The sequence below is a fragment of the Enterococcus sp. DIV2419 genome (assembly GCF_051711865.1).
In the GTDB taxonomy this organism is placed as follows: domain Bacteria; phylum Bacillota; class Bacilli; order Lactobacillales; family Enterococcaceae; genus Enterococcus; species Enterococcus faecalis.
Genome location: NZ_JBIONS010000001.1, coordinates 24,280 through 51,097 on the forward strand (window position 1 = coordinate 24,280; position 26,818 = coordinate 51,097).

The 26,818-nt window shown below is 38.3% G+C and carries 23 protein-coding genes; 17 read left to right on the top strand and 6 right to left on the bottom strand.

What is annotated here, in order from left to right; all coding sequences use genetic code 11:
• Window positions 1-104 precede the first annotated feature (104 nt).
• The 7 genes from IGI97_RS00095 to IGI97_RS00125 all read left to right on the top strand — a co-directional run bounded on the left by IGI97_RS00095 (window position 105) and on the right by IGI97_RS00125 (window position 8,018).
• Window positions 105-2,990, top strand: coding sequence for a sigma 54-interacting transcriptional regulator (locus IGI97_RS00095; RefSeq protein WP_033918163.1), 2,886 nt, complete (start codon window positions 105-107; stop codon window positions 2,988-2,990).
• Between the two features lie 202 nt (window positions 2,991-3,192).
• Window positions 3,193-3,705, top strand: a complete 513-nt coding sequence (locus tag IGI97_RS00100; protein ID WP_002385473.1) for a mannose/fructose/sorbose PTS transporter subunit IIB — start codon at window positions 3,193-3,195, stop codon at window positions 3,703-3,705.
• A gap of 234 nt (window positions 3,706-3,939) precedes the next feature.
• Entirely contained in the window at window positions 3,940-4,932 is a 993-nt protein-coding gene (locus IGI97_RS00105; protein WP_002356030.1) for a mannose/fructose/sorbose PTS transporter subunit IIA, read from the top strand.
• Between the two features lie 34 nt (window positions 4,933-4,966).
• Window positions 4,967-5,770, top strand: a complete 804-nt coding sequence (locus tag IGI97_RS00110) for a PTS mannose/fructose/sorbose transporter subunit IIC (RefSeq protein WP_002356031.1) — start codon at window positions 4,967-4,969, stop codon at window positions 5,768-5,770.
• A 22-nt stretch (window positions 5,771-5,792) separates the two neighbouring features.
• The gene (locus tag IGI97_RS00115; protein WP_002356032.1) at window positions 5,793-6,704 is read left to right on the top strand and encodes a PTS system mannose/fructose/sorbose family transporter subunit IID; all 912 of its coding nucleotides are present in this window, start codon (window positions 5,793-5,795) and stop codon (window positions 6,702-6,704) included.
• Window positions 6,705-6,865: 161 nt separating this feature from the next.
• The gene (locus IGI97_RS00120; RefSeq protein WP_002356033.1) at window positions 6,866-7,243 is read left to right on the top strand and encodes a DUF956 family protein; all 378 of its coding nucleotides are present in this window, start codon (window positions 6,866-6,868) and stop codon (window positions 7,241-7,243) included.
• A gap of 247 nt (window positions 7,244-7,490) precedes the next feature.
• Window positions 7,491-8,018 (top strand): HdeD family acid-resistance protein, encoded by a 528-nt coding sequence (locus tag IGI97_RS00125; RefSeq protein ID WP_002356034.1) that lies wholly within the window; start codon window positions 7,491-7,493, stop codon window positions 8,016-8,018.
• 47 nt (window positions 8,019-8,065) lie between these two features.
• Here the strand turns inward: IGI97_RS00125 and IGI97_RS00130 are convergent, their stop codons facing one another.
• A complete protein-coding gene (locus tag IGI97_RS00130) occupies window positions 8,066-8,269 on the bottom strand; it encodes a hypothetical protein (protein ID WP_002381332.1) in 204 nt (67 codons plus the stop codon).
• 197 nt (window positions 8,270-8,466) lie between these two features.
• On the opposite strand from IGI97_RS00130, the gene IGI97_RS00135 reads away from it, so the two are divergent.
• The 5 genes from IGI97_RS00135 (at window position 8,467) to mprF (ending at window position 15,447) form a co-directional block, all read left to right on the top strand.
• The gene (locus tag IGI97_RS00135; RefSeq protein ID WP_010773878.1) at window positions 8,467-9,237 is read left to right on the top strand and encodes a MurR/RpiR family transcriptional regulator; all 771 of its coding nucleotides are present in this window, start codon (window positions 8,467-8,469) and stop codon (window positions 9,235-9,237) included.
• Between the two features lie 148 nt (window positions 9,238-9,385).
• Window positions 9,386-10,954 (top strand): maltose/glucose-specific PTS transporter subunit IIBC, encoded by a 1,569-nt coding sequence (gene malX / locus IGI97_RS00140; protein WP_438737752.1) that lies wholly within the window; start codon window positions 9,386-9,388, stop codon window positions 10,952-10,954.
• Between the two features lie 14 nt (window positions 10,955-10,968).
• Window positions 10,969-12,183, top strand: coding sequence for a MalY/PatB family protein (locus IGI97_RS00145; RefSeq protein WP_016635155.1), 1,215 nt, complete (start codon window positions 10,969-10,971; stop codon window positions 12,181-12,183).
• Window positions 12,184-12,282: 99 nt separating this feature from the next.
• Window positions 12,283-12,663, top strand: coding sequence for a RidA family protein (locus IGI97_RS00150; RefSeq protein WP_002356039.1), 381 nt, complete (start codon window positions 12,283-12,285; stop codon window positions 12,661-12,663).
• A gap of 192 nt (window positions 12,664-12,855) precedes the next feature.
• Entirely contained in the window at window positions 12,856-15,447 is a 2,592-nt protein-coding gene (mprF, locus tag IGI97_RS00155; RefSeq protein ID WP_002364590.1) for a bifunctional lysylphosphatidylglycerol flippase/synthetase MprF, read from the top strand.
• Window positions 15,448-15,484: 37 nt separating this feature from the next.
• Here the strand turns inward: mprF and IGI97_RS00160 are convergent, their stop codons facing one another.
• The 3 genes from IGI97_RS00160 to IGI97_RS00170 all read right to left on the bottom strand — a co-directional run bounded on the left by IGI97_RS00160 (window position 15,485) and on the right by IGI97_RS00170 (window position 19,628).
• A complete protein-coding gene (locus IGI97_RS00160) occupies window positions 15,485-18,100 on the bottom strand; it encodes a YfhO family protein (RefSeq protein WP_002370603.1) in 2,616 nt (871 codons plus the stop codon).
• Between the two features lie 543 nt (window positions 18,101-18,643).
• Window positions 18,644-19,153 (bottom strand): ClbS/DfsB family four-helix bundle protein, encoded by a 510-nt coding sequence (locus tag IGI97_RS00165; RefSeq protein WP_002356044.1) that lies wholly within the window; start codon window positions 19,151-19,153, stop codon window positions 18,644-18,646.
• Window positions 19,154-19,160: 7 nt separating this feature from the next.
• Window positions 19,161-19,628: a VOC family protein gene (locus IGI97_RS00170; protein WP_002367567.1), complete on the bottom strand. Its 468-nt coding sequence runs from the start codon at window positions 19,626-19,628 to the stop codon at window positions 19,161-19,163.
• A 64-nt stretch (window positions 19,629-19,692) separates the two neighbouring features.
• Here IGI97_RS00170 and IGI97_RS00175 point away from each other — a divergent pair, with 64 nt between their 5' ends.
• Window positions 19,693-20,640: a helix-turn-helix transcriptional regulator gene (locus IGI97_RS00175; protein WP_002385468.1), complete on the top strand. Its 948-nt coding sequence runs from the start codon at window positions 19,693-19,695 to the stop codon at window positions 20,638-20,640.
• Between the two features lie 91 nt (window positions 20,641-20,731).
• Here the strand turns inward: IGI97_RS00175 and IGI97_RS00180 are convergent, their stop codons facing one another.
• Both IGI97_RS00180 and proB read right to left on the bottom strand, forming a co-directional pair.
• Window positions 20,732-21,985, bottom strand: coding sequence for a glutamate-5-semialdehyde dehydrogenase (locus tag IGI97_RS00180; RefSeq protein ID WP_438737755.1), 1,254 nt, complete (start codon window positions 21,983-21,985; stop codon window positions 20,732-20,734).
• Window positions 21,972-22,787: a glutamate 5-kinase gene (proB, locus tag IGI97_RS00185; protein ID WP_002389550.1), complete on the bottom strand. Its 816-nt coding sequence runs from the start codon at window positions 22,785-22,787 to the stop codon at window positions 21,972-21,974. The genes IGI97_RS00180 and proB overlap by 14 nt, the downstream gene beginning before the upstream one ends.
• A gap of 319 nt (window positions 22,788-23,106) precedes the next feature.
• Between proB and IGI97_RS00190 the strand changes: the two genes are divergently transcribed.
• The 4 genes from IGI97_RS00190 (at window position 23,107) to ispF (ending at window position 26,779) form a co-directional block, all read left to right on the top strand.
• On the top strand, window positions 23,107-23,592 hold the full coding sequence (locus IGI97_RS00190; protein ID WP_002361472.1) for a dUTP diphosphatase: 486 nt from the start codon (window positions 23,107-23,109) through the stop codon (window positions 23,590-23,592).
• Window positions 23,593-23,670: 78 nt separating this feature from the next.
• Window positions 23,671-25,041, top strand: coding sequence for a DNA repair protein RadA (gene radA, locus IGI97_RS00195; RefSeq protein WP_002356050.1), 1,371 nt, complete (start codon window positions 23,671-23,673; stop codon window positions 25,039-25,041).
• 100 nt (window positions 25,042-25,141) lie between these two features.
• Window positions 25,142-26,287, top strand: a complete 1,146-nt coding sequence (locus IGI97_RS00200; RefSeq protein ID WP_002368622.1) for a PIN/TRAM domain-containing protein — start codon at window positions 25,142-25,144, stop codon at window positions 26,285-26,287.
• Between the two features lie 18 nt (window positions 26,288-26,305).
• A complete protein-coding gene (gene ispF, locus IGI97_RS00205; protein WP_002367570.1) occupies window positions 26,306-26,779 on the top strand; it encodes a 2-C-methyl-D-erythritol 2,4-cyclodiphosphate synthase in 474 nt (157 codons plus the stop codon).
• The last annotated feature ends 39 nt before the right edge of the window (window positions 26,780-26,818 follow it).

The following is a 26,818-nucleotide window of genomic DNA, read 5'->3' on the forward strand; positions in this document are numbered from 1 at the left end:
GTGAAACAGAAATTTTTTTCATGAAAGGGTTTTTAGTGTATTTTTTTAATGATACACTGTATCATGTAATTTAATTAGTGTATCGATTAAAGGAGCCATCAAAAATGAAGCGGATTGAAAAAATCTATCAATATGTTAAAGAGCAAACGAAGAATTTAACGCCAATGACCTTAACAAGTGATGCGGGAGTCACGACACAAGAAATTTCAGAACGTTTAAACATTCAGCGGACCAATGCTAGTAAAGATTTGAATCAACTGGTTCGTGAAGGGCGTTTGAAAAAATTATCTGGTCGTCCAGTAAAATATGTCGCGCAGGTGGCGTTTCAGCATCGACCATTAACCAAGCCAGTTAAAAGTTATCGGGAAAAATCAATGGATCACTCCACAAAAGCTTTTATCGAACCATTGGTTGAACCAGTAGTCACGACCAGCAAAACCCCAGAAGTTGAAGATATTTTTAAAAAAATTATCGGTTCAGCTGGGAGCATGAAAACGCCGGTGGAACAAGCCAAAGCAGCGATTTTATATCCGCCAAAAGGCTTGAATTGTTTAATTACTGGACCAACAGGTTCTGGGAAAACTTATTTTGCTCATGCCATGTTTCAATTTGCGAAGCTGAACCAAATTGTGGCCAAAGAAAAAGAGTTTGTGGTGTTTAACTGTGCAGACTATGCGCATAATCCAGAACTTTTGATGTCGCATTTATTTGGGTATGTAGAAGGGGCCTTCACAGGCGCTACGAAAGCGAAAGAAGGGATTATTGATGAAGCAGATGGCAGCATTCTGTTTTTAGATGAAGTACATCGGTTACCACCCGAAGGACAAGAAATGATTTTTTATTTTATGGATCACGGCGTGTACGCGCGTTTAGGTGAAACAGTGAAATCACATCATGCGGATGTTCGGATTATTTGTGCTACGACGGAGAATCCTACTTCTTCTTTATTGAATACTTTTGTGCGACGCATTCCGATTATCATTCAATTACCGAACTTTAGTGACCGTCCTGCGAAAGAAAAAATTGACCTCCTAAAAGTGATGGTTTCAATGGAAGCAGCGCGGATTCAACGGCGAATCTCTTTGTCAGAAGATGTGGTCAAAGCGTTAATTGGAAGTGTTTCTTATGGAAATGTCGGTCAGCTAAAATCGAATGTGCAACTTGTGACTGCGCGAGGGTTCCTTAATCAGATGGAACAAGAGGAATTAATGATTACGATGGACGAATTAACGGACAATATCAAAGAAGGCATTATGCAACTTGCCAGTAATCGAGAAGTATTGTCGGAGTTATCGAAATATCTGGAACCGCAATTAGTGGTATCACCAAATGAATCTTTAGTAGCTATTCAGTCAGATGCCTATGAATTGCCTTACAATCTATATGAGATTATTGGAGATAAAGCGGCTCTCTTAAAAGCAGACGGCTTGGACCAAGAACTAATTAATAATTTTATTACAACGGATATCAATGTTCATTTAAAATCTTTCTACAAAGATTATGGGTTCACCTTTGATACAGAAAATAAATTGGCTGAAATTGTTGACCAACGAATTATTGATGTCACTAAGAAAATTTATAATTTTGCAGCGAAGCGGTTATCGTATTCGTTTCAACCCAACTTTATTTATGCAATGAGTTTACACATTAGTTCTTTCTTGAAACGCATCCAATTAGGCAAAGATCCTAAGCATCCTTTAAATGAAAGTATTCGAAATATGGTTTTAGATTATCCAACAGAGTTTGAAACAGCAAAAGAAATTAAAAATATTATTGAAAGTAGTTATCAGATGGAGATTCCTGAATCTGAAAGTTACTATTTAGCTGTTTTGCTCATTTCTTTAAGAGAAAATCCTGAGGCTGGCCGGATTGGCATTGTCGTGGCTGCGCACGGAAATAGTACCGCTAGCAGTATGGTACAAGTGGTTTCTCAATTGTTAAATGTTGATAATTTGAAGGCTGTGGATATGCCTTTAGATATGCCACCGAAAGAAGCTTTGCGTAAAATCGTTGAAGCAGTTGGTGAAGTGAATGAAGAAAATGGCGTACTATTATTAGTGGACATGGGTTCATTAAGTACGTTTTCAGAAGAAATTGTACGCCAGACAGGCATTGATGTGCGGACAGTAGACATGGTGACCACGCCAATTGTTCTTGAAGCGGCCCGCAAAACCGCATTAATTGATACGCAATTGGAAACACTTCACGAGTCTTTAAAAAACTTTCATGGCTATGCCGATATTCGCCAAAGTGAAACGAAACAAATCATTGAAAATTGGAAAACAAGAGCAATTATTGCTATCTGCGCTTCTGGAGAAGGAACTGCGCGCCGAATGAAAGAGCTTATTGAGGAAGCTGTCTTGCCACAAATAGACTGGCATTTAGAAGTGATTCCTTTGTCCATTGTAAATATGAAAGAAGTCTTGCCTAAAATTCAAGAAGACTATGAAATTATTGCGACAACTGGGATTACCAATCCCAAAATTGGAGTTCCTTATATTTCCATGGAAAATTTCTTTTCCGGTGAAGCAGAAAAAATTATTCAGCAATTACTAGCAGAGCGGAAAGAAGAAGTAATGAATAAGCCGTTGGACGAAGCGGCAGCAAAAGAAATTTGTCTAAAATATATGGAGCAAAGTTTCACTTTCATTAATGGAAAAAAAATCATTGATCTGTTGTGGTCATTCGCTAAAAATATCCAAACCCAATTAGCGATGCCAGAAGAGTACACATTTTACATCAATTTGATTATGCACACATCGGGCATGTTGGAGCGTATTTTACGGAATGATACACTGACGGTTTCAGAAAAGGAACTTGGTCGATTGGTTCAAGAACCAATTTATCCAGTGATTGTGGCCTCAATTGAGACTATGGAAGAAGCTCTTAATATGGATGTTCCAGCAGAAGAAGTTTATTTTATCGCACAGTTAGTCAAAAATGCCCAGTGTATCGAAGATAAAATCACCGAAATTGATACACTAGATTAATACAGAAAAATCAATACACTATTTATTAGTGTATCGATTTTTTGATTTTCTTAAAAAAACCTATAATTTTCTAGGTTTCGAACCGATACACTAAAGTTGGCACGAAAATTGCTTATAATAAGGTGTCCCTTTTTACCTAAAATTTTTAAGTAAAAAGACAAAGGTCCTAACCTTTAAAAATGAATTTAAAGGAGCATTCCCGATGGTAATGGATATTCGTTTAGCTCGAATTGATGATCGATTAATTCATGGCCAAGTAGCAACTGTTTGGGCAAAATTGACGAACATTAATCGCATTTTAGTGGTTAGTGATTCCGTTGCTCATGACAATTTGAGAAAAGCCTTGTTGGTTCAAGCTGCTCCACCTGGTGTCAAAGTAAATGTCATCACTGTTCAAAAAATGATTGATGTTTACCCTGATCCTCGTTTTGATTCGTTTCGAGCCATGTTGTTATTCACTAATCCTTTGGACGTGAAACGAGTGGTCGAAGGCGGTGTACAACTAACTTCTGTGAATATTGGCGGAATGAGTTTCAGTACAGGCAAGCGAATGATTACGAATGCAGTCGCAGTGGATGCCAACGATTTAAAAGCATTTCTGTTTTTAAATGAACAAGGTATTGAATTGGAAATTCGAAAAGTCGCAGCAGACAGCCAAGTGAATTTGATGGATTTACTGAAAAAAGAGCGTAGCAAAGAAAATAACGCCAGCTGACGTTAATTTTTACAGACGAAAGACATTGAAAGGATGTGGTGGCCTAGGACCAACATCATTGCTTCATGAACTGTATTGATAAAGGCAAGTGCTGATGTTGAAAAAAATCAAGAACTATTGAAATTTTTTCATTTATTTTTGTCAGAATCTGATTTATCTGATTTTTTTCAAAAAGTGAAAGCGTTTAGCAGTACAACCATGAAAAAAAACATCAATTATACAGGAGGTATAAAAATGGTAGGAATTATCCTAGCAAGTCACGGTGAATTTGCTGAAGGGATCTTGCAATCTGGTGCAATGATCTTTGGCGAACAAGAAAATGTAAAAGCAGTTACGTTAATGCCTAGCGAAGGTCCCGATGATGTAAAAGCAAAAATGCAAGAAGCCATTGCATCGTTTGACAATCAAGACGAAGTACTATTTTTAGTTGACCTATGGGGAGGAACACCATTTAACCAAGCGAACTCATTGTTAGAAGATCATAAAGACAAATGGGCAATCGTTGCAGGTATGAACTTACCAATGGTTATTGAAGCATATGCTTCTCGTTTCTCTATGGAATCAGCACAAGAAATTGCGACACACATTCTTGAAACAGCAAAAGATGGTGTCAAAGTTAAACCAGAAGAGTTACAACCAGCAGAAGCACCAAAAGCTGCTGCGACAGAAGATGCACAGCCAAAAGGTTCGTTACCACCAGGTACAGTTGTTGGCGATGGCAAAATTAAATTTGTGCTAGCACGTATTGATTCACGTTTATTACATGGTCAAGTAGCAACAGCTTGGACAAAAGCAACACAACCAAACAGAATTATTGTTGTTTCTGATGCCGTTGCAAAAGATGACTTACGTAAGAAATTAATCGAACAAGCAGCTCCTCCAGGAGTAAAAGCCAATGTTATTCCAATCAGTAAAATGATTGAAGTAGCGAAAGATCCACGTTTTGGCAATACAAAAGCATTATTATTATTTGAAAATCCTGAAGACGTCTTAAAAGTGGTTGAAGGCGGCGTAGAAATCCCAGAAGTAAACGTTGGTTCAATGGCTCACTCTGTTGGAAAAGTCGTTGTAAGCAAAGTATTATCAATGGGTCAAGAAGACGTTGATACGTTTGATGAATTAAAAGCCAAAGGCATCAAATTTGATGTGCGTAAAGTGCCAAATGATTCAAAAGCGAATATGGACGAAATTTTGAAAAAAGCAAAAAATGAGTTAGCAAACGCGTAACTCGCCAAATACAAATCAAAATAGGAGGCTTATCATGTCTGTTATATCAATTATTTTAGTTTTACTCGTTGCCTTTCTAGCTGGTATGGAAGGGATTTTGGATGAGTTCCAATTCCACCAACCGTTAGTAGCATGTACATTAATCGGATTAGTTACTGGTAATTTAGAAGCCGGAATTGTTTTAGGTGGTACTTTACAAATGATCGCGTTAGGTTGGGCGAACATCGGGGCTGCCGTTGCACCGGATGCCGCTTTAGCATCTGTTGCCTCAGCAATTATTTTAGTTTTAGGTGGCCAAGGTGTTAAAGGTGTTCCTTCAGCGATTGCTATCGCAGTTCCTTTAGCGGTTGCAGGTTTGTTCTTAACAATGATCGTTCGGACAGTTGCGGTGCCAATCGTTCACATGATGGACGCGGCTGCTGAAAAAGGCAACATTAAACAAGTTGAAATGTTACACATTTTCGCTGTATGTTTACAAGGTATTCGTATTGCGATTCCAGCAGGTGCTTTACTATTCATTCCTGCTGACACTGTTCGTAATTTCTTAGAATCAATGCCAGCTTGGTTAACTGATGGTATGGCTATCGGTGGTGGTATGGTCGTTGCCGTAGGTTATGCATTAGTAATCAACATGATGGCAACAAAAGAAGTATGGCCATTCTTCATTATCGGTTTCGTAGTCGCAGCGATTTCTCAATTAACATTAATCGCATTAGGTGCTTTAGGTGTCGCTTTAGCTCTTATTTACTTGAACTTATCTAAAATGGGCGGTTCTTCTAACTCAAATGGCGGAGGCAACTCTGGCGACCCATTAGGCGATATTTTAAACGACTACTAATTCTGAAGGAGGAGCAAAGAAAATGGCAGAAAAAATTCAATTAACTAAAAAAGATCGTTTAGCTGTAGCTTGGCGTTCAACATTTATCCAAGGTTCTTGGAACTATGAACGTATGCAAAACGGCGGCTGGGCATTCTCAATGATTCCAGCAATCAAAAAATTATATAAAACGAAAGAAGAACGTTCAGCGGCGTTAAAACGTCACTTAGAGTTCTTTAATACACACCCATACATTGCCTCACCAATTCTTGGTGTAACATTAGCTTTGGAAGAAGAACGTGCCAATGGCGCACCAGTTGATGACGTAGCGATTCAAGGGGTTAAAGTTGGGATGATGGGTCCTTTAGCCGGTGTCGGTGACCCAGTTTTCTGGTTTACTGTTCGTCCAATGTTAGGCGCTTTAGGTGCTTCCTTAGCAATGGGTGGTAACATCTTAGGCCCAATCTTATTCTTCGTTGCTTGGAACTTAATTCGTTGGTCATTCATGTGGTATACACAAGAGTTTGGTTACAAAGCAGGTTCTAAAATTACTGATGACCTTTCAGGTGGTTTACTACAAGATATTACAAAAGGTGCTTCTATTTTAGGGATGTTCGTACTGGCCGCATTGGTTCAACGTTGGGTATCGATTAAGTTCTTACCAATTGTTTCACAAGTTAAGTTAGACAAAGGTGCTTATATCGAGTGGGATAAACTTCCTGCTGGCGGTGAAGGAATGCATAAAGCCTTTGAACAAGTGAACCAAGGCTTGGCGCTTTCACCAACGAAAGTTACTACTTTACAAGATAACCTAGATCAATTGATTCCAGGTCTAGCACCATTACTACTTACATTCTTATGTATGTGGTTATTGAAGAAAAAAGTTAGCCCAATCGTTATCATTCTTGGTTTATTCGTAGTCGGCGTAGTCGGCCACTTAATCGGCTTATTATAAGAATGATGAGGTAAGTTTATTACTTCTAATCAAAAAAAGCGGAAGAGAAGTCGAGAAACTTTTCTTCCGCTTTTTTAAACAAAGATGTAATTTTGTTTGTTTCGATCAGGAAAGAAACGTATAATAAAGAGGAATTAGTCGAATGAAATGGAGCAGATAACATGGTACAATCATTAAACACAAAAGTTGATTTAGTTATAGATGCGACGGCATTTACAGGATTAACAGATTATGGACAAATTATGATAGGTGACCGCGGGTTTGAATTTTACCATGCCAAAGATCCACGTAAGTTTATCCAAATTCCGTGGGAAGAAGTCGATTACGTGTTGGCTTCAGTAATGTTCAAAGGAAAATGGATTCCTCGTTATGCGATTCAAACCAAGAAAAATGGGACGTATACGTTTGCTTCAAAAGAGCCGAAGCGAGTGTTACGAGCTATTCGTGAATATGTTGACCCGGATCATATGGTCCAATCTTTGAGTTTCTTTGATGTCATAAAAAGAGGGATTCTCTCGATTGGGAAAAAGAAAAAATAATTTATAACTGTTACTTTTTTATAAACTAGATGAAAAAGTAGCGGTTTTTTTGTGGGAAAACGAGGGACTTATTTATACAAAAAAGGCACAATTTTGCACCAAAAAAGAGACAATCAAGTGATACGTTGTTTTTAATGGAGTTATCATTGAAATGGTTTTCAGAAAGCACGATGAAAATATTTGACACCTTGTAAAATAGTAGTAACATAATAAGTGTAATAAATTATTTTATAGAGGAGTGAGTGTCATGGAACAACGACAACATCATGGAATGGACTGGGGTTCATTAGTATTAGGAATTCTATTTGTTCTGACTGCATTAATTTCTTTCCAAAATCCTGCCGGTAATTTAATTGCCATTGTGATGGTTTTTGCGATTTTTGCTATTATTAAAGGGATTTTCGAAATTTTTGTACGTAATCGTATGAAAGAATTGCTAGGCTACAAAGCTTATGCACCAATCATCTTAGGGATTATTGATATCCTAATTGGTGTTTACTTATTGTTTAACTTAAATATTGGTGTCGCTGTGTTACCATTTGTTTTTGCAATTTGGTTTTTATTCGACTCAATTTTCGGCTTATTTACTTTAGATTTTGCTAAACGAGTAAGCACAGGTTACTTCTGGTTCACATTAATTGTTGACGTTTTAGGGATTATCTTAGGTGTAATGTTATTATTTAATCCATTGTCTTCAGCATTAACTCTAAGCTTCTTAGTTGGCTTCTACTTTATGATGTTTGGTATTAGCAATATTGTATATGCTTTTAGATAAAAGAAGTAAAAAAACAGGTTTTCCGAAAAGGAAAACCTGTTTTTTTTTTAATAACGACGGCGGCAGTTGCCATTATTTCCCGAAATTGTTCGAACAAGCCACACGATAATCGCTACGGGAACTAAAATTTTTACTGCTAGCCACAATAAGCTTCCCACGATACCGACAACGGCACTAAAGAGTGAACCGACAACTAAAAATAAAAGGACCACTAAAAGAATATTTATAAACATTGGTCGTTGATTATTCATACGTACTACCTCCAAATTTTTCCTGTTTTCTATATACAGAGTATAGCAAGAACGCGCAACAAGCACCTCCATCGGAAGGCTGATTTTTTTCTCTGGCGAATGATGGAGCCGCTGTTGGTTATTTTGGACTTTCTTATTGAAATAATCAGAATATTCTGGTGTATAATTATAAAAAAGGATTTAAAGTGAGGGATTGGATGACGACTGAGGGATTAATCGCTTTGTTAGAAAAGAAACGAAATCATTTAAGTAAAATTGAAAATCAAGTACTGGATTATATTTTGACGCATATGACGGAAATTAGTTCACAAACCATTTATGAGGTGGCGCAGGCGTTGTTTGTCTCAACAGCCACTATTTCTCGGACAGCAAAACACTTAGGTTATCGAGGCTTCCAAGAATTAAAATACGCGATCGTCCAATCGGTGCAGAGCGAGAGCACAGAAAGCGATAGTCGTAGTTTTCAAGCTATTACGCAACAGTTGATCGCCAATGTGCAAGACAGTTTTCAACAAATGGATGAAGCCAAAGTCGCGGAAATGCTTAAAATGATTGAGCGTGCGAATACGATTGAAGTGTTCGGTGTTGGTGGCAGTTTTCCTATTTGTACTGATTTTGCACGAAAGCTAACATTTTTAGGAAAAAAAGCCTATGCACGATCTGATTGGGATGAACAAGCGGCAGCAGTTAAGAATCTGGACGGACAGGATTTAGCCATTTTTGTCAGTTATACAGGAGAAACTAAAGGGATTTTAGCGTATGCACGTGTAGCGCAGGAACAGCAAGTGCCGATGATTAGTTTGATTTCGACTAAAGGAAGCACCTTGGAAAAATTGTCGACGACGACGTTATTTGCCAAAGGGACGACACGTTATCATCAGCGCGTAGATTTAAGTTCAAGAATTGCTGTCATTTGTTTGTTCGATACGGTTTTATTAATGTATGCAGAGGCAAAGCAGCCGCGGTAATTTTATGCAACACCATACTAAATGATGTAAGGGGATACAGAAAGAGTGTAGCCTCTTTTTTCTTTGTTTTGGGCTAGTTATAATGAGGGCAATGAATGTAAACGCAATCATTTTTAGTTTTGTAAAGAATGAATGGAGGAGTTAAGAAATGGCAGTAAAGAAAAAGAAAGCGACTTTCTGGGAGTTTTTCCAAGGATTAGGTAAAACGTTTATGTTGCCAGTGGCTTTATTAGCTTTTATGGGGATTTTGTTGGGATTAGGAAGTTCTTTTTCCAGTGAATCCATGATTGAAACGATCCCGTTTTTAGGAAAGCCCGCAGTAAAAATTATTTTCCAATTTATGTCGACAATTGGTGGTTTTGCGTTTGCCTATTTACCTGTCATGTTTGCAATGGCCATTCCGTTGGGGTTAGTTCGGAAAGAAAAAGGAATTGCTGCGTTTTCAGGTTTCGTAGGCTATACGGTGATGAATTTAGCGATTAATTTCTATTTAGTGCAGACGAATCGCCTCGTGGATCCTGAGCAGTTGCGGGAAGCCGGCCAAGGAATGGTTTTTGGGATTCAAACGATTGAAATGGGTGTTCTTGGTGGAATTATCGCTGGGCTTATTGTCTATAAGTTGCATAATCGATTTTATACGGTGCAACTACCAGATAGTTTTGCCTTCTTTTCTGGCGCACGGTTTGTACCAATTATTACTTCATTAGTGATGGCATTCGTGGGCTTAGTAATTCCGTTAGTTTGGCCAATTTTCGCGCTAATGATTATGGCGATTGGCCAACTTATCCAACGTTCTGGTATTTTTGGGCCTTTTCTGTTTGGGTCAGGGGAACGTCTACTGTTACCGTTTGGGTTGCATCATATTTTGGTTTCCATGATTCGTTTTACTGAAGCAGGGGGTTCAGCGGTGGTGGCTGGCAAAGAAGTGTTTGGTGCGTTAAATATTTTCTATGCAGAATTGCAAAATAATTTACCGATTTCACCAAGCGCAACAGCTTTCTTGTCACAAGGGAAAATGCCGACCTTTATTTTTGGCTTACCAGCGGCGGCACTTGCGATGTATCATACTGCAGCTCCGGCGAATCGACATAAGATTAAAGGCTTACTCCTTTCGGGTGTAATTGCTACGGCTATCACTGGCATTACAGAATCAATTGAATTTTTATTCTTATTTATTAGTCCATTATTATGGCTGTTTCATGTCATTATGACTGGTCTAGGTTTCATGGTAATGGCTTTATTAGGTGTTGTGATTGGGAACACTGATGGCGGGCTACTGGACTTTGTTATTTTTGGCTTGTTACAAGGAACTTATACAAAATGGTGGTGGGTTCTCATTGTCGGCGCTATCTGGTTTGTTGTTTATTATTTCGTCTTTAAAACAGTCATTGTAACCTTTGATTTAAAAACACCTGGACGAGACAAGGTCTTAGATGAGACTGAATATACCGATCAAGAAGTTCAATATAAGAAAACGGGTGGCTATGATGCGCCTGGGATTTTAGCGGCTTTGGGTGGGCAAGAGAATATTCAAGCTATTGATAATTGCATTACGCGTTTACGTTTAGTGTTAGCAGATGCTAATAAAGTAGATGATGACAAATTAAAGCAATTAGGGGCTTTAGGCGTTGTACATTTAGATGCGCAGAATGTACAAGTGATTATCGGAACCAAAGTGACAACGGTCCGTAATCAATTAGAGATGATTTTAGGTTAGAAAAAAGACAGAAGGTGAAGAGTGTGTCGTTTGATAAAGCAATTGATCGACGAGGAACGTATTGTACACAGTGGGATTTTGTAGAAGACCGATTTGGGGAAGCGGACTTGCTTCCCTTCACTATTTCCGATACGGATTTTGCTGTGCCAGAGGCAGTTCTGGCAACATTACAGGAGCGTTTGAACCATCCAGTATTTGGCTATACGAGGTGGAACCATCCGCAATTAAAAGAAGCAATTCAAACGTGGTACCAGACAAGATTCCAGACGAAGATTGAAGAACACTGGATTATGTATACCCCGACCGTTATCTATGGTATTTCTGCTTTGATTCAATTATTGACTAACGAAGGGGAGGGCATTATTTTACAAACACCTGCCTATGATGCATTTTTTAAAGTTATTCAGGAAAATAAGCGGCAAGTAGTGGCGAATGAACTGCTTTATCAAGAGAAGCGCTACAGCATTGATTTTATTGATTTAGAAAAAAAACTAGCGCAACCAGAAAATCGCTGTTTGCTTTTATGTTCCCCGCATAATCCAACAGGACGTGTTTGGGAGCAATGGGAATTAGAGCGAATAGTTTCATTGTGCCAACAGTATGATGTGTTTTTACTTTCTGATGAAATTCATATGGATATCGTTAATAAAGGCCATGTTCATCGACCAATTACGCAATTTGATTATAAAAAATCTGCCATTATTACCAGTGGCACGAAAACCTTTAATTTTCCAGGGCTGATTTTTGCTTACGCCTTAATTCCAGATAACGAATTGCGTGACGCTTTTCAGCTCAAATTAAAAAACGCCGATGGTTTATCATCAACAAGTATTTTGGGAATGCTAGCAACCATGACGGCCTATCAAAAATGTGGTACTTGGGTTGACGAGTTGAATGATTATTTAGCGGAGAACCAACGTTACGTGAAAGATTTTTTACAGACATATTTGCCAAAAATTAAAGTGACGGAGCTGGAGGCAACTTACTTAATGTGGTTGGATGTATCAGCGGCAGTTCCAGATGTGGCCCGCTTACAAGAGGCTTTAGTTTCTGTGGGGAAAGTCGCCATTATGGACGGCTCGATTTATGGCGGTAATGGACAACGATTTTTACGGTTAAATATTGGCTGTTCGCAAGCAAAACTACACGAGGGACTTGAAAGGATGCGTCAAGGTTTTGAAGCTGTTTTACAAAAGGATGGCACAGCATCAGCGCTTGGGAATAATTGAGAAAAGATAGCATTCCGAAAATGGTTGCAGTACAATGGAAAAATAGAAACAAATAAAATAACAAAAAGTAACAACTTGTCATTTACTGGGGGAAAAGAAATGAAAACAATTAAAACAAAGCAAGCACCACAAGCAATTGGGCCATATTCACAAGCAAAAATTGTGAATGGTTTATTGATTACTTCTGGTCAGATTCCACTGGATCCTGAAACAGGCAAGGTGGTTGGTACAACGATTAAAGAACAAACCAATCAAGTACTGAAAAATATTCAAGGGATTTTAACAGAAGCTGGTAGTGATTTTGCTCATGTAGTCAAAACGACATGCTATTTACAAAATATGGCAGATTTCACGGCATTCAATGAAGTCTATGCTGAGTATTTTAGTGCGGAATATCCTGCACGCACAACGATTGAAATCTCTAAATTACCGATGGATGTGTTGGTGGAGATTGAGATTATCGCAGAAGTAGTGGCGTAAAAAATACAGTTAAAAGAGTGAGAAAAAAATCGTCTTAGATTTTTTTCTCACTCTTTTTTTTCAATAAAACAATACGATTCAGCCAAAATGTCTAGCCGTGCTGGAAAATTTTCAGCAAATAGGCTACCATGGAAGAAAATCGATAAAACGAAAGTTAAATGAATAGAAAAGAGATATGAAAGAGGCTATAAGATGAAAAAAAATATTAGCCAACTAACGCAGTGGTTGAAAGAACACAGTTTATTATTGAAACTAATTTTTCTTGGTTCTGTATTAGTTTTCGTGGCCAACCAAGTGACACATATCGCTCAAGGCATGACCTGGGCGGATATTTTTTCCACGATGGAACAACAAAGTACGGGGCGTTTAATTGGTATGGTCTTGGCAGGACTATTAGGGGTTATTCCGATGCTCCTTTATGACTATGTAGTCGTTAAATTATTGGAAAAAGAAGGTAAGCCACCAATGAAACGAATGGATTGGTTAACTTCGGCTTGGGTCACTAATACCATTAATAACTTAGCGGGTTTTGGCGGCGTGGTTGGGGCAACGCTACGGATTAATTTTTACGGAAAAGATGTACCACGGGGCAAGGTTGTAGCAACGGTCTCAAAAGTTGCTCTGTTCTTGATTTCAGGGTTATCTATTTTATCTTTTGTGGCGTTTGTTGATTTATTTTTTATTCGAACCCAAAATGTTTTTCGTGAATATTGGGTTTGGTTATTATTGGGCAGCCTGATTGCGCCAGCGCTCTGGTTTTTCACGTATTTAAAACGGCGAACATTGTTTAAAACATTTTTTCCAAAAGCAGTGCTCCTATTATTCGGCGCTTCATTAGGTCAATGGCTAGGTGGGATGTTTGCTTTCTTGATGATAGGTCGTTTGATGCAGGTGCCAGTTTCGATGGTTTCTGTTTATCCAATGTTTGTTATCGCCACGTTGATTGGGATGTTAACTATGGTTCCTGGTGGTATGGGAACGTTTGATGTCTTAATGATTTTGGGCTTATCACAATTAGGGATTGATCGATCACAAGCGGTCGTCTGGTTGTTGTATTATCGTTTGTTTTATTATGTGACGCCTTTTATGACAGGAGTTATTTTGTTCTTGCAACAAGCAGGCATGAAAGTTAATCAATTTTTTGATAATTTACCTCGGTTATTTTCACAAAAAGTGGCGCATTTTATTTTGGTGGCGGCGTTATATTTTGCAGGAATTATGATGGTTCTATTATCGACTGTGACGAATTTGTCGAATGTCAGTCGTTTATTCCAAGTGTTACTTCCCTTTTCTTTTAATTTTTTAGATCAAACATTGAATTTATTTGTAGGATTCTTGTTATTAGGTTTAGCTCGAGGCATTTCTATGAAAGTGAAAAAAGCTTATTGGCCTACAATTATTTTACTAGGATTTTGTATTGTAAATACGGTGGCACGAACGACTTCGTGGCAGTTGATTGCTGTTTATGCTGTTATTTTATTGGCGGTTATTTTGGCTCGTAAAGAATTTTATCGTGAAAAGTTTGTTTATTCATGGGGCGCTTTAACGGTAGATAGTATTTTGTTTGGCTGCTTGTTTATCGGTTATGCGGTTGCTGGCTATTACGCCGCACGACCAGCTGGTGGCAATCAAGTTATCAATCACTTTTTGTTGTTTCCGTCAGATGATGTTTGGTTTAACGGATTGATTGGTTTAAGTATTTCCTTGATTGGTTTATTCTTTTTGTATCAATATTTAGCCGAAACAACTGTTACTTTAGGTGAGGGATTTGAGGAAGCGCGGTTGACACGCTTTTTGGAAAAATTTGGTGGCAACGAAGGCAGTCAATTTTTGTATTTAAAGGATTATGGTCATTTTTATTACCAAGAAGAAGGCGAAGATCAAGTACTTTTTGGGTTTCAAATGAAGTTTAATAAATGCTTTGTCTTGGCGGATCCAATTGGGCAACGAGAGAAATGGACAGCGGCGACACTGGCGTTTATGGATCAAGCTGATTTGTTAGGCTATCAATTAGTTTTTTATCGTATTTCGGAAGAATATGTTATGAATCTTCACGATTGCGGCTTTGAATTTATGAAAGTTGGGGAAGAAGGCTTGATTCAATTTGATGAGCTGTCAACAGTGAATCAAACAGCCTGGACGGAAACAGTGACTGAAAAAATAGCAGCAGAAGCAGCGGATTTTCAGTTTGAATTTTATCCCGAAACGATTAGTGATGCCTTATATCAAGAGTTAGAACGAGTTTCTGCGGACTGGTCACGGAATCAAAAAGAGCGCTACTTTATTGGTGGACGGTTGGATCCCGAGTACTTGAAATGCAGTAGCGTGGGCTTGGTGAGACAGAAACAAACGGTCATTGGTTTTATTACGGGAAAAGAAATGGAAAAAGGCAAAAGTATTTCTTATGATTTGTTACGTATTCGTTCAGACGCACCTGCTTTTACTAGAGAATATTTGTTCACTCATTTTATTGAAACCTATCAACAGCAGGGCTATCAATTAATTGATATTGGGATGGCGCCGTTGGCTAACGTAGGGGAGAGCAAGTACTCTTTCTTAAAAGAACGCTTTGTTAATATTTTTTACAAGTATAGTTATCAAATTTATGCGTTTCAAGATACACGCAAGCGCAAAGAACAATATGTCACTAGTTGGCAACCACGTTATTTTGCTTATCCTAAGCGGACCAGCGTACTCTTTGCTTTTGTGCAACTTTCCTTGTTGATTACGAAAGGGAGACATCAAAGTGTTTCGCTTGTGGAAGAAGCAATGACTGAAATTTAAAAAAATCACGCGATGACTTAGCCATCGCGTGATTTTTTTATTTGTCTTCTTTTTTACGGTTTCGTCTAGCAGGAATCAAGGTTACGTAGGCAACGAAACCACCAGTACATAGAACGAATAACACGATGCCAGGAATCAATCCTTCTGGTAAATAAGAGAACTGAATAGTATGGGTTCCAGCGCTGACAGGAACGCTTAGAAAGGCATCTTTAAAGGCTTTTGGGGTAACTTTTTTGCCATCAATTTTGACACGCCAACCTTTGTCATAAGGAATTGTAGTGACGAGTACTTGATCTTTGTCGGCGGTAAAGGTACCTGAAGCAGAGCGTTTGCCAGTGGTTAAATCAACGCCTTTTTCTTGCACGGCGGAAATGGCTTTTTCAAATGCATTGGTATTTAAGCCAACTACTTGCGGCTGAACAAAACTTACTGCTTTGGTTCCATAAAAACTTACTTTGAAGTTAACAGTTGTATCTTTTGGATAGTAGCCTAAATTATAATATTGGCCAGTAATGCCAATTTGTGATTGCTGACTTGAGCCGTTCACGGTGACCGTCGCAGTGGAACTTTCCAATTGAGCAAAATCCGTTGGGAATAAACTCAAATAAGCTTGCGTATTGGCGGGCACATTGACTGTATAAGAAATCTCTTTGGCTACGTTATGTTGTTTCTCCGTAAAAGTTACGCCAGCTGTATTTTGCGTAATTGTCACGTTATTTTGAAGCGTCATCGTTGGTTGATAAAAGGTAAAATACCGTTCATTGGTATTGGCTAAAGCATTTAGTAAATTTGTTTGACTACCTAAATTATCATTGAGAGGTTGCCGGACATTGTAAATCTCTTTGTCTGCTAAAAATCCTAACGGCAAAGCATTTTCGTTACGATAAAGCTGATATTTACCAGCAGCTGCTTGTCGCTCAAAGCCGAATTTCATTGGATTGTTTTCAGCAATATTGTATTTAATGCCCATCAAAGCATCCATTAACAAGGTATTATTTTGGTAACGAATATTTAAATTCGTGCCTCGCGAGCGGAAACCTAAGGCGTTTAGGTATGTTGAAGAATGTCGGTTCCGTACGGAAGAAAACATGCTAATGCCACTGTAGCCATAGTTAATGCCGTCATTGGCCGAAACACCATTTAAATTTTCCAAGCGATAAAAGGTATCATTTTCTTTTTTTGTTTGATCGACTAGATTTTTTAAGTCAGGGTAAGGCTCAGAATACAAGCTGCGTGATGCGTAGTTCCAATCATCTAAAATACCAGTGACCATCGCTCGTGTATTAATGATTGCTTCACCAGAAACGAGCAGCAATAGTAAAATCACTAAGTATTGCATAGGCGCTTTTTTCAATTGATAAAAAGCAATCCCGAAAAAGTATAATAGTAAAAAAGTTGCCGTTAATACGAAAGAGGTTAAAGTCACATACGTATAACTAGTAGCACCTTTTGTGCCCATCGCAAGAGCAAAAATTGCTAAAAGAATCAAAATCAAGCCGCTTAAGACGCCGAGATCATCCTTTTCAAATTTTTCCCAACCATAACCAGCAAGCAAAATAACTAGGAATGAAAAGAGGAAACTATAGCGGAAAAGAAACATGTTCGGCGCATGCATACCGTGCCAGAATAAATTTAAGGGCGTGATGTAAAAGCTAGCAATCAATAGGACAAACAAACTGCCAAAAAGTAGTTTGTTTTTCAATGGAATTTCTTTCGTAACGAAATAGAAGAGACAAAAAATCAAAGGCAACAACCCAATGTAAATAAAAGGAATGGACCCATATTTGGTTGTATCGTAAACGCCAATCATATTTTTCATAATAATATCTAAAAAGGCAGTCGCTTCTGTTTTAAAGGTTGTAATTTCAGAAAGAGTTTCACCATTGGTTCGTAAATCTAAGACAGCAGGTAAGACCATAATCATGGATGCTCCACCAGCTAAAAGAGAAGTAGTAAAATACGCAACGATTCGAGATTTATATCGTTGCCAGTCTGTAAACGTTCGTGCAAAATAGTACAGGAAGGAAAACAACCCAATCATAAAGCCAAAATAATAATTTGTAATGAAAAGCAAGAAATAACTGACAAACAATAATGTCGGTTTTCGTTGGTCCATTAAACGATGAATTCCTAAAATTACGAGTGGCAGATAAATAAAGGCATCCAGCCACATAATTAATTCTGAATGGGCCACAATGAAGGACATTAGCGCATAAGACACACTTAAAGTCACATGGGACCATTTAGGAATCTTAAAGGTTTGTTTTGCCAAGAACCAAAAACTCAAGCCAGCACTCCCAATTTTCAACAACGTTAGGAAATAGAGCGCATCAGGCATGTTTTGATTGTTAAAGAAAAAGACGAGCGGCGTAAATAAGCCACCAAGATAATAGGAAATTAAGGACAAGTAGTTTAGTCCCAAAGAAGCATTCCACGTATAGAAAAGACTTTGTTTTCCATGAAGAACATTGTTAAAGCTTGCGTGAAAATTTGAAAATTGAGAAAAGGCATCGCTGGCTAAAACACTGCGACTACTTCCTGGATAAATCCCAATACTCAAATAGATAATTGCCATAATTAAAAATGGAATGAAGAAACTGGCTAACATATAAGGCCAGTTGTTTTTTAAAAACTGCCTACTTTTATTTTTCATAAATAACCTCACCTGATTTTTCGAAAGTACCTATAGTTTATCATACTCTTTATTTGATGTACCAATAGAAGAAAAACTTTAAAATTTTATTAGGATCCTAAGGGTGGAGTGAAGAAGAATTAGTAGTAAGGGATTGACATTCAAATGCTAAATCACCAGATTAAACAACGAATATTCTCCGAAAAATTGCTGAAAACGCCCTGTGGATAACTTTGTGCATAACTCTGTTGAAAACCACAAAAAAGCTTTTTATCTCGGTTTATCCACAAGGATAAGTTTTCGAGTTGCTAAAAAAAATAAACGCAAGTTCAGAAGGGCTGCTTGCTAAAAGTAAAGGAGCCCCTAAAGTTGAAAGAAGATGAAAACGTTATTAAAACAACGTTTTCATCTTCTTTTTTCTAGAATTTACAAAGATTTAATGTCGAACAAATAAGCATTGTGGAAAAGTTTTTTGGAAAAAATAAGAAATTTCATCCACAAAGTTTTCTGTAGAGAATTTAAAAATGCTTGTCAAGCTTTTTTTGAAAAAATGTGGATAACTTTTTAAAGACACGCTTTTTTCCATTTGCGAATTTGCGTTCGGAAACTAGTAAAAGGGGCAACGCTATTAATGTGAATCCATTTCCAAAGAGGCCATTGTGCTTTGGTGGTCGCCCAAGCCCGTTGTTGAGGTAAAAATAATTCGTCTTCGGAAAGCGAGTCAATCCAATGAAGTAATTTTTCTAAGGTGTCTTGCAACGCAATCAGCTGACTTTCTAAACTCATTTGTCCATAGGTTTGATAAAATGATTGATAGAGAGCACCCAGTTGATTCCATTTATAACCTTCAGCTGGCGTTTGAACGGTCAGGCCACGTTGTTCTTGTTCTTCCCAAGAAAGCAGCAAGTTGAGCCAGCCTAATTGATAGGCTAAGTTCTCTGAAGGTGTTTTAGCTACTGTTTCAATTCGGTGATCTTTAAGTGTTTCAGGAATTTCTGCAAATTCAGCTAAATATTTTTGTGAAGCTATTTGAATGGCCTCAATCAAGGCTTCTTTTGATTCATAGGTTCGCATTCTTCGGCTAACGTCCTTTCTTGGTAGGATCTGCTTGTTTTTCATGAGTAATTTGAGTGACTAAACCAAAAGGATCTTTCACAATCGCATAAAATGTTGCAAATTCATTTTCAATTGGTTCTTGGATAATACAGGATTCGGGATGGCGCGTGAGTTTTTCAAAAATTGTTTTGGCAGAGTGACGGCTCTCGACGGTTAAGCTGAGGGTCAATTGTTCTGTGGGCGTGGTATTCATTCCTGCAAACAAAGGATTATCAGCTAGTTGTAATTGAAAAGTGTCCATTTGTAAAATCGAGTGAGAAAGCCAGTGTTCTTCGCCAGCGGGAATGGTCAAAGAAGGATTTAAACGCTCTTTAAATTCTTGATTAGTAATTTTAAAAAGAATATCACCAGCAAAGGCTTCTTGGTAAAACGTCAAGGCTTCCGTTGCTCGTCCGTTTAAGACCATAAAAAGGGCAAATTGTGTGTTTTTCATTGTTTGAACCTCCTAAGATTGATAAGATAAGCATAACAATAAAAGGTGTCAAAAAGTGACACCGATGGAGGGAAAAATGAAAAAATCAGAACGTTTAAATCAGGAACTTTTTTTCTTGAGAACTCATCCTCAGTTTAATTTAAATCAGTTAATGAAAACTTTTGGGATTTCTAAAAGCACAGCTTTGCGGGATATTGAAGCTTTGGAAAATTTAGGCGTGCCGCTATATGTGGAGAATGGTCGTTATGGTGGCTATCGAGTTTTAAACAAACCGTTGTTGCCGCCGATTTATTTTAATGAAAACGAAGTGTTAGCGATCTTTTTTTCGTTACAATTACTGAAATTAGTCGCAGAGTCACCGTTTGGTCATTCCTATCAGCAAATTCAGCAAAAATTATTGCATTCTTTAGATGAACCAACCCAATTTAAAATCAGTCAAATGAGTAAGGTCGTCTATTACGAAGGAATTGAACAAGTAGAAGCACCAGGCAATTTAGAGCAGCTGTTTCATTGTATTTTGGCGCAACAAGTAATTCAGTTTAACTATACCAGATATGAAGCAACAACGAAAAAAATCTTACCAACCCGGTTAACTATTTTAGAAGGATATTGGTATTGTTCAGGCTATGATGTGACTAAAAAGGCTTGGCGTACTTACCGATGTGATTTTATGGAGGCTATTCAGCAGTTAAACCAAACACTGGATTTTACGACTGAAGAACTGAAAGAATCGTATCGCCATCAACAAACGACGGCACGTACGATTCCATTTAAAGCAATCATTACAGAAAAAGGCAAAGAATTTTTTTATAAACATCGCTTTGACAATATTCAGTTGGAAGAAACGCCCACGCAGTGTTTTTTAGTTGGACAGATTCATCCAACAGAAACACAATTTTTAGCCAACTATTTTATGGGCTTTGGTGAAGAAGTGACAATTTTAGAGCCAGTCCAAGTGAAACAAGCATATGTAGAAAGTATAATGAGGATTCAAAAAAAATATCAAGAATAGATTGTGGAACTGTGAACAATCTCATGTGTAAAAATGCACATTGGAGAAGAGAAAGAAAAACCCTTGATCTTTAAATCAAGGGTTTTTCTTTCTAAGAACGTGCTTGCCCATTTCCATAAATAACATATTTTGTCGAAGTAAGCTCTGCTAAGCCCATAGGTCCACGGGCATGTAGTTTTTGCGTACTAATGCCGATTTCGGCGCCAAATCCAAATTCAAAACCGTCCGTGAAACGAGTTGAAGCATTCGCATAAACAGCGGCTGCATCCACTTGTTGTAAAAATTGTTGTGTGGCAAAGTAATTATCACTAATAATACTTTCAGAATGTTTTGTATTGTAGCGATTAATATGCTGGATGGCTTCGTCCAAAGAATCAACGACTTTCACTGCTAAGATAAAGTCGAGAAATTCCGTTTCCCAATCTTGTTCAGTCGCTGGAATGGCTTCTTCAAAAATTGCTGACGCACGTTCATCTGCCCGAAGTTCCACGTGAAACTCCTTCAAGGCTTTTTCAATTGTTGGTAAAAAGGCTTCAGCCACTTCTTGATGAATTAATAACGTTTCGGCGGCGTTACAGACAGAAGGACGTTGACATTTAGCATTGACAATAATTTCAGTTGCCATTGTTAACTGGGCGTCTTTGTCCACGTAAATATGACAATTGCCTGTGCCCGTTTCAATAACAGGAACAGTGGCTGTTGTCAAAACAGTTTTGATTAAGTTGGCGCCGCCACGCGGAATGAGGACATCCAAGTAGTCATTTAAGCGCATAAGTTGTTGGGCTGTTTCTCTAGAAGTATCATCAACAAATTGAATGAGATGGGGAGAAACGGCTTGTTGTATTAGCGCTTCTTGTAAAATTGTCACCAATATCTGATTGGAGTGAAACGCTTCTTTTCCGCCTCGAAGAATAACAGCATTTCCTGATTTGAAACAAAGGCTAGCGGCATCTGTTGTCACGTTTGGCCGCGATTCATAAATGATTCCAATAACACCTAAAGGCACGCGTTGTTGCCCAATTAACAGCCCCGCTTCATTGCGCCACATTTTATCTACTTCCCCAATTGGATCGGGTAAAGTAGCGACTTGGCGTATGCCCTCGGCCGTCGCTGTGATCCGTTCTTCTGTTAAACGTAAGCGGTCTTGCATTGTTTCAGAAATTCCGTGGGTAGCGGCTTGCTCTAAATCTAATGCGTTTGCTTGTAAAATGCGGGGTGCATTGGCTTCAATGGCTGCGGCCATTTTGTTTAACAAAGTATTTTTTTGACGAGTATCCATCAAGCCTAGCGTATAAGAGGCTTCTTTAGCTTGTTGCCCTAGTTGCTTTAAATCAGTCACTTTCATGCCCTCCTTTAATAAATAACGTACCGATATCTTTTCCTTCTAAAATTTCAAAAATGATTTTTGGCTGCTTTCCGTTTGCTAAAATCATCGCCTGTTGATTAGCTAACACACGTTCAGCAGCTTTTAATTTACTAGACATCCCACCAGTGCCAAAGCGGCTTCCCTTACCACCGGCTAATTGGAACAAGTCTTCATTAATTTCATTGATTTCAGAAAATAACGTGGCTTCTTTGTTGACAGTAGGGTTGTCTGAAAAGAAACCATCAATATCTGATAACATAACTAACAAGTCAGCTTGAACAATTTGGCAGACAATGGCAGACAATTGATCGTTATCCCCGAACTTGGTTAAGTGATCCAATTCTTCAATTGCGACAGTATCATTTTCATTGACGATAGGAATAATATTCATTTTTAACAGTTGTTCAAAAGTATTGGTAACATTATTGCGACTTTCAGGATATTCAATAACATCACGAGTTAATAAAACTTGTGCCATTTGTTGGCTATAGGTTGAAAACCGCTGATTATAAATGTTCATTAATTCTGCTTGGCCGACTGCAGCGACTGCCTGTTGTTCGGGAATTGTCGTTGGGCGCACAGATAGATTTAATTTATTCAGTCCGACACCAATTGCGCCAGAAGAAACTAAAATAATTTCTTTGCCTTGGTTGCTTAAATCACTCAAAGTAAAGGCTAATTGATCAATTGCTTTTAAGTTAATATTGCCATTGGGATAAATCAGAGAACTGGTTCCGACTTTGATCACAATTCGTTTGGCCTGTTGGAGTTTGTTTCTCATAAGTGCCTCGTTTCTTTTTACAGTAAAATTTGACACTCATTATAACAAAATCAGCGGCTACTAGAAAGTGCTAAATAATGAATAGTAAAGAAAGTTTAATGAAAGTGTGAACTTTTTGAGGGAATCTTGGGACTTTTTGGGATTTGGTCTGTTTATTTTAAGAGAAGATGATAGACTAAAAGAAGGAAAATAAACAAAAATTCTCCTCTTTTTTGCGTAGTCTAGATTAACTGGGCTTTTAGAAATGAGAAACTTACTAAAAACAACCAGAGTATCAGAGATTATGGTAAAATAGGAGTAGTTTAGACAGTAGGGGAGAATGAATATGAAACAACGTGGTTTTGAGATTATTTCTAAGTATCAAGAAGAGGGCTTGAGTGTCCCACAACGAGCAACAAAAGGTGCCGCGGGGTATGATTTTCAAGCAGCCGAAACGGTCGTTGTACCAAGTCTTTGGAAGTTACAACAAGCTGGAGAAAATCCCAAACCAATTTTAGTTAAAACAGGAATTAAGGCGTATATGCCTGATTCTGAATATTTAGAATTGGTGAGTCGTTCTTCGAACCCGCTAAAACGGTTCCTACTTTTAGCGAATGGTGTCGGAGTCATTGACAGTGATTATTATAATAACGAGAATAACGAAGGACATATCATGTTCCAATTTTTAAACTTTGGATATGAAGATGTTGTCATTGAAAAAGGTGAACGAATTGGCCAAGGGATTTTTAAGCCGTTTTTATTAGCGGATGATGACCAAGTCGAGGCAGAAAGAACGGGCGGTTTTGGTTCGTCCGGACAAAAATAAAGCCCATTTTTTCAGTAGGCAACGTTATTCAAACCATTTAATAAATGTTAAAATAAACAACAGATAAGGAGATTCTACATGGCAAAAAAAGCAAAAGTTCAATTTGAATGTCAAAGCTGTGGGTATGTGTCTCCAAAATATCTCGGCCGCTGTCCTAATTGCGGACAATGGAATTCGATGGTGGAAGAGGTTATTCAAGATACTTCTGATCGTCGTGCTAGAGTAAGTTTGACTGGTAAAAAGACACAACCACAACGGCTATCTGAAGTCGTACCTAAAAAAGAGCCGCGTGTAAAAACTGAATTAGTGGAGCTGAATCGGGTTTTGGGTGGTGGCGTTGTTCCAGGTTCGTTAGTTTTAATCGGTGGCGATCCCGGAATAGGTAAGTCAACATTGCTCTTACAAGTATCGCAACAATTAGCAGCCACAGGTGGCACGGTTTTATATGTTTCTGGTGAAGAAAGTGCTGAGCAAATTAAATTACGAGCGGAGCGTCTAGGCACCGTCAACGAGACATTTTACTTATACGCAGAAACAGATATGCACGAAATATCACGAGCCATTGAAAAATTAGAACCAGACTATGTCATTATTGACTCGATTCAAACAATGACGCAGCCAGATGTTACCAGCGTTGCTGGTAGTGTCAGTCAAGTCCGAGAAACAACTGCCGAATTATTGAAACTGGCAAAAACGAATGGGATTGCCATTTTTATTGTCGGACACGTAACGAAGGAAGGGTCTATCGCAGGGCCACGGATGTTGGAACATATGGTAGACACGGTTCTTTATTTTGAAGGAGATAAGCATCACACCTTTAGAATCTTACGGGCTGTCAAAAATCGGTTTGGCTCAACGAATGAGATTGGTATTTTTGAAATGCAGACACATGGATTGGTTGAAGTTATGAATCCTTCTCAGGTCTTTTTAGAAGAACGTTTAGAAGGAGCCACCGGATCTTCAATTGTGGTAGCAATGGAAGGTTCACGCCCCATTTTGGTGGAAATCCAAGCGTTAGTTACTCCAACGATGTTTGGCAATGCCAAGCGAACGACCACCGGGTTGGACTTTAATCGCGTTTCTTTAATCATGGCGGTTTTAGAAAAACGGGCAGGCCTTTTGTTACAAAACCAGGATGCGTATCTAAAAGCGGCTGGTGGAGTCAAAATTAATGAACCAGCTATTGATTTAGCGTTAGCAATCAGTATTGCTTCTAGCTATAAAGAAAAAGGAACCTCATCTTCAGAATGTTTCATTGGTGAGATTGGTTTAACTGGTGAAATCCGCCGCGTGAATAGTATTGAACAACGAGTGCGTGAAGCGCAAAAACTAGGCTTTACAAAAGTCTATGTCCCTAAAAATAACCTTGGTGGCTGGGAAGCGCCTGAAGGTATTGAAATTATTGGCGTTTCAACAATTGGTGAAACGTTAAGAAAAGTTTTTAAATAATGAAAGTAGAAATAATCCGTTTAGGTTGTTGGTGGCGTATGATTTTTGTACGCCCCACAACACTAGATGTCTTTATTAAATAAACGAGGAGGATGGCTATATGCAAAAACGAATCATCACGTTGCTGATGATCATTGCTGGTGCAAGTTTAGGAATTTCTCTTTTCCCAATGGCTTGGGAAATGGCTAAGCAAGGCAATAACAGTTGGTTAAACAATAACTTTACGAACGGATTAATCGGTGCAATTATTTTCTTTATTTTATCTTTAGGGTTAGCAAAGTATATTGTTTCCGCTGTCAAAAAAATCGAAGCAGCTTTAAATGAAATGAGTTTAACCTATTTATTATTTGGAAGTATTGGTGCCATCATTGGTTTAACAATTGGCGTCATTATTTCCATTCCAATGTACAACTTACAAATTCCTGTCGTGAATAGTTTACTGCCAATTCTAGTTATGATTATTCTGGGTTACTTAGGTTTCCGAATGGGAACAACACGGATTGAGGAGTGGAAAAAAGTTTTTACACCTCGCCAAAAGAAAGCAAATACGGAAGACACCGAAGGACAAATGTTGGAACGTAAAGTGGAAGACAACTTCCATAAATACAAAATTTTAGACACCAGTGTCATCATTGATGGCAGAATCTACGATATCGCGAAAACAGGCTTTTTAGAAGGTGTTTTGCTCATCCCTAACTTTGTTTTATATGAATTACAATACATTGCTGATTCTGGAGACAGTTTAAAACGGGTGAGAGGTCGTCGTGGCTTAGATATTTTAAATGCTTTACAAAAAGAAGAAGGTATCTCCGTTGAGATGTATGACGGAGATTTCGAGGATATCTCTGAAGTAGACAGTAAATTAATCAAATTAGCAAAATTATTAGATGGCGTGGTTGTGACCAATGACTACAACTTAAATAAAGTCTCTGAATTTCAAAATGTGCCTGTTTTAAACATTAATGCTTTAGCTAATGCTGTGAAACCAGTGGTGATTCCAGGTGAAACGATGAATGTGATGGTTGTAAAAGCCGGAACAGAGCGTCAACAAGGGGTCGCTTACTTAGATGATGGCACAATGGTTGTGGTAGAAGATGGCCAGCATTACATGAATGAGCAAATCGAAGTGGTCGTCACAAGTGCTTTACAAACCGCAGCTGGGCGTATGATTTTTGCCAAACCGGCACACGCGGGTCGCGGGATTAATGATCGCAAGGATAACCATCCTAAAAACGATAAAAATTAAGCAAAGTGAGGACTTAGTATGATTCGAATCGGTCAAGGTTTTGATGTTCATCAATTAGTTCCGCAACGACCTTTAATTATTGGTGGGGTTACTCTTCCTTATGAAAAAGGTCTGTTAGGTCACTCAGATGCCGATGTTTTAACACATGCAATTATTGATGCAATCCTTGGTGCCGCTGGTCTGGGTGATATTGGGCAACTGTTTCCCGAAACCGATCCACAGTTCAAAAATGCGAATTCTGTAAACTTATTAAAAAAAGTAAATGAAAAAGTTGGGCGGTCGGGCTTTACTATTGGCAATATTGATTGTACAATTTTAGCGGAAGAGCCAAAGATGAGCCCATACTTGGCAGAGATGAAAAAGAATCTAGCCGCGAGTTGCCACTTAGCGGTCACACAAGTGAACATTAAGGCAACGACCATGGAAACGATGGGCTTTGTTGGTAAAAAAGAAGGAATCGGCGCAATTGCCGTTGCTTTATTGGAAAAATAACTGAAAACGACGTTAAACCGTCTGTTTTTAAAAAATGGA

Excerpts from the sequence above, each read along its gene's own strand:
- IGI97_RS00095 (WP_033918163.1), top strand. The coding sequence starts at position 105 with ATGAAGCGGATTGAAAAAATCTATCAATATGTTAAAGAGCAAACGAAG.
- IGI97_RS00100 (WP_002385473.1), top strand. The coding sequence starts at position 3,193 with ATGGTAATGGATATTCGTTTAGCTCGAATTGATGATCGATTAATTCAT.
- IGI97_RS00105 (WP_002356030.1), top strand. The coding sequence starts at position 3,940 with ATGGTAGGAATTATCCTAGCAAGTCACGGTGAATTTGCTGAAGGGATC.
- IGI97_RS00110 (WP_002356031.1), top strand. The coding sequence starts at position 4,967 with ATGTCTGTTATATCAATTATTTTAGTTTTACTCGTTGCCTTTCTAGCT.
- IGI97_RS00115 (WP_002356032.1), top strand. The coding sequence starts at position 5,793 with ATGGCAGAAAAAATTCAATTAACTAAAAAAGATCGTTTAGCTGTAGCT.
- IGI97_RS00120 (WP_002356033.1), top strand. The coding sequence starts at position 6,866 with ATGGTACAATCATTAAACACAAAAGTTGATTTAGTTATAGATGCGACG.
- IGI97_RS00125 (WP_002356034.1), top strand. The coding sequence starts at position 7,491 with ATGGAACAACGACAACATCATGGAATGGACTGGGGTTCATTAGTATTA.
- IGI97_RS00130 (WP_002381332.1), bottom strand. The coding sequence starts at position 8,269 with ATGAATAATCAACGACCAATGTTTATAAATATTCTTTTAGTGGTCCTT.
- IGI97_RS00135 (WP_010773878.1), top strand. The coding sequence starts at position 8,467 with ATGACGACTGAGGGATTAATCGCTTTGTTAGAAAAGAAACGAAATCAT.
- malX (WP_438737752.1), top strand. The coding sequence starts at position 9,386 with ATGGCAGTAAAGAAAAAGAAAGCGACTTTCTGGGAGTTTTTCCAAGGA.
- IGI97_RS00150 (WP_002356039.1), top strand. The coding sequence starts at position 12,283 with ATGAAAACAATTAAAACAAAGCAAGCACCACAAGCAATTGGGCCATAT.
- mprF (WP_002364590.1), top strand. The coding sequence starts at position 12,856 with ATGAAAAAAAATATTAGCCAACTAACGCAGTGGTTGAAAGAACACAGT.
- IGI97_RS00160 (WP_002370603.1), bottom strand. The coding sequence starts at position 18,100 with ATGAAAAATAAAAGTAGGCAGTTTTTAAAAAACAACTGGCCTTATATG.
- IGI97_RS00165 (WP_002356044.1), bottom strand. The coding sequence starts at position 19,153 with ATGCGAACCTATGAATCAAAAGAAGCCTTGATTGAGGCCATTCAAATA.
- IGI97_RS00170 (WP_002367567.1), bottom strand. The coding sequence starts at position 19,628 with ATGAAAAACACACAATTTGCCCTTTTTATGGTCTTAAACGGACGAGCA.
- IGI97_RS00175 (WP_002385468.1), top strand. The coding sequence starts at position 19,693 with ATGGAGGGAAAAATGAAAAAATCAGAACGTTTAAATCAGGAACTTTTT.
- IGI97_RS00180 (WP_438737755.1), bottom strand. The coding sequence starts at position 21,985 with ATGAAAGTGACTGATTTAAAGCAACTAGGGCAACAAGCTAAAGAAGCC.
- proB (WP_002389550.1), bottom strand. The coding sequence starts at position 22,787 with ATGAGAAACAAACTCCAACAGGCCAAACGAATTGTGATCAAAGTCGGA.
- IGI97_RS00190 (WP_002361472.1), top strand. The coding sequence starts at position 23,107 with ATGAATATGAAACAACGTGGTTTTGAGATTATTTCTAAGTATCAAGAA.
- radA (WP_002356050.1), top strand. The coding sequence starts at position 23,671 with ATGGCAAAAAAAGCAAAAGTTCAATTTGAATGTCAAAGCTGTGGGTAT.
- IGI97_RS00200 (WP_002368622.1), top strand. The coding sequence starts at position 25,142 with ATGCAAAAACGAATCATCACGTTGCTGATGATCATTGCTGGTGCAAGT.
- ispF (WP_002367570.1), top strand. The coding sequence starts at position 26,306 with ATGATTCGAATCGGTCAAGGTTTTGATGTTCATCAATTAGTTCCGCAA.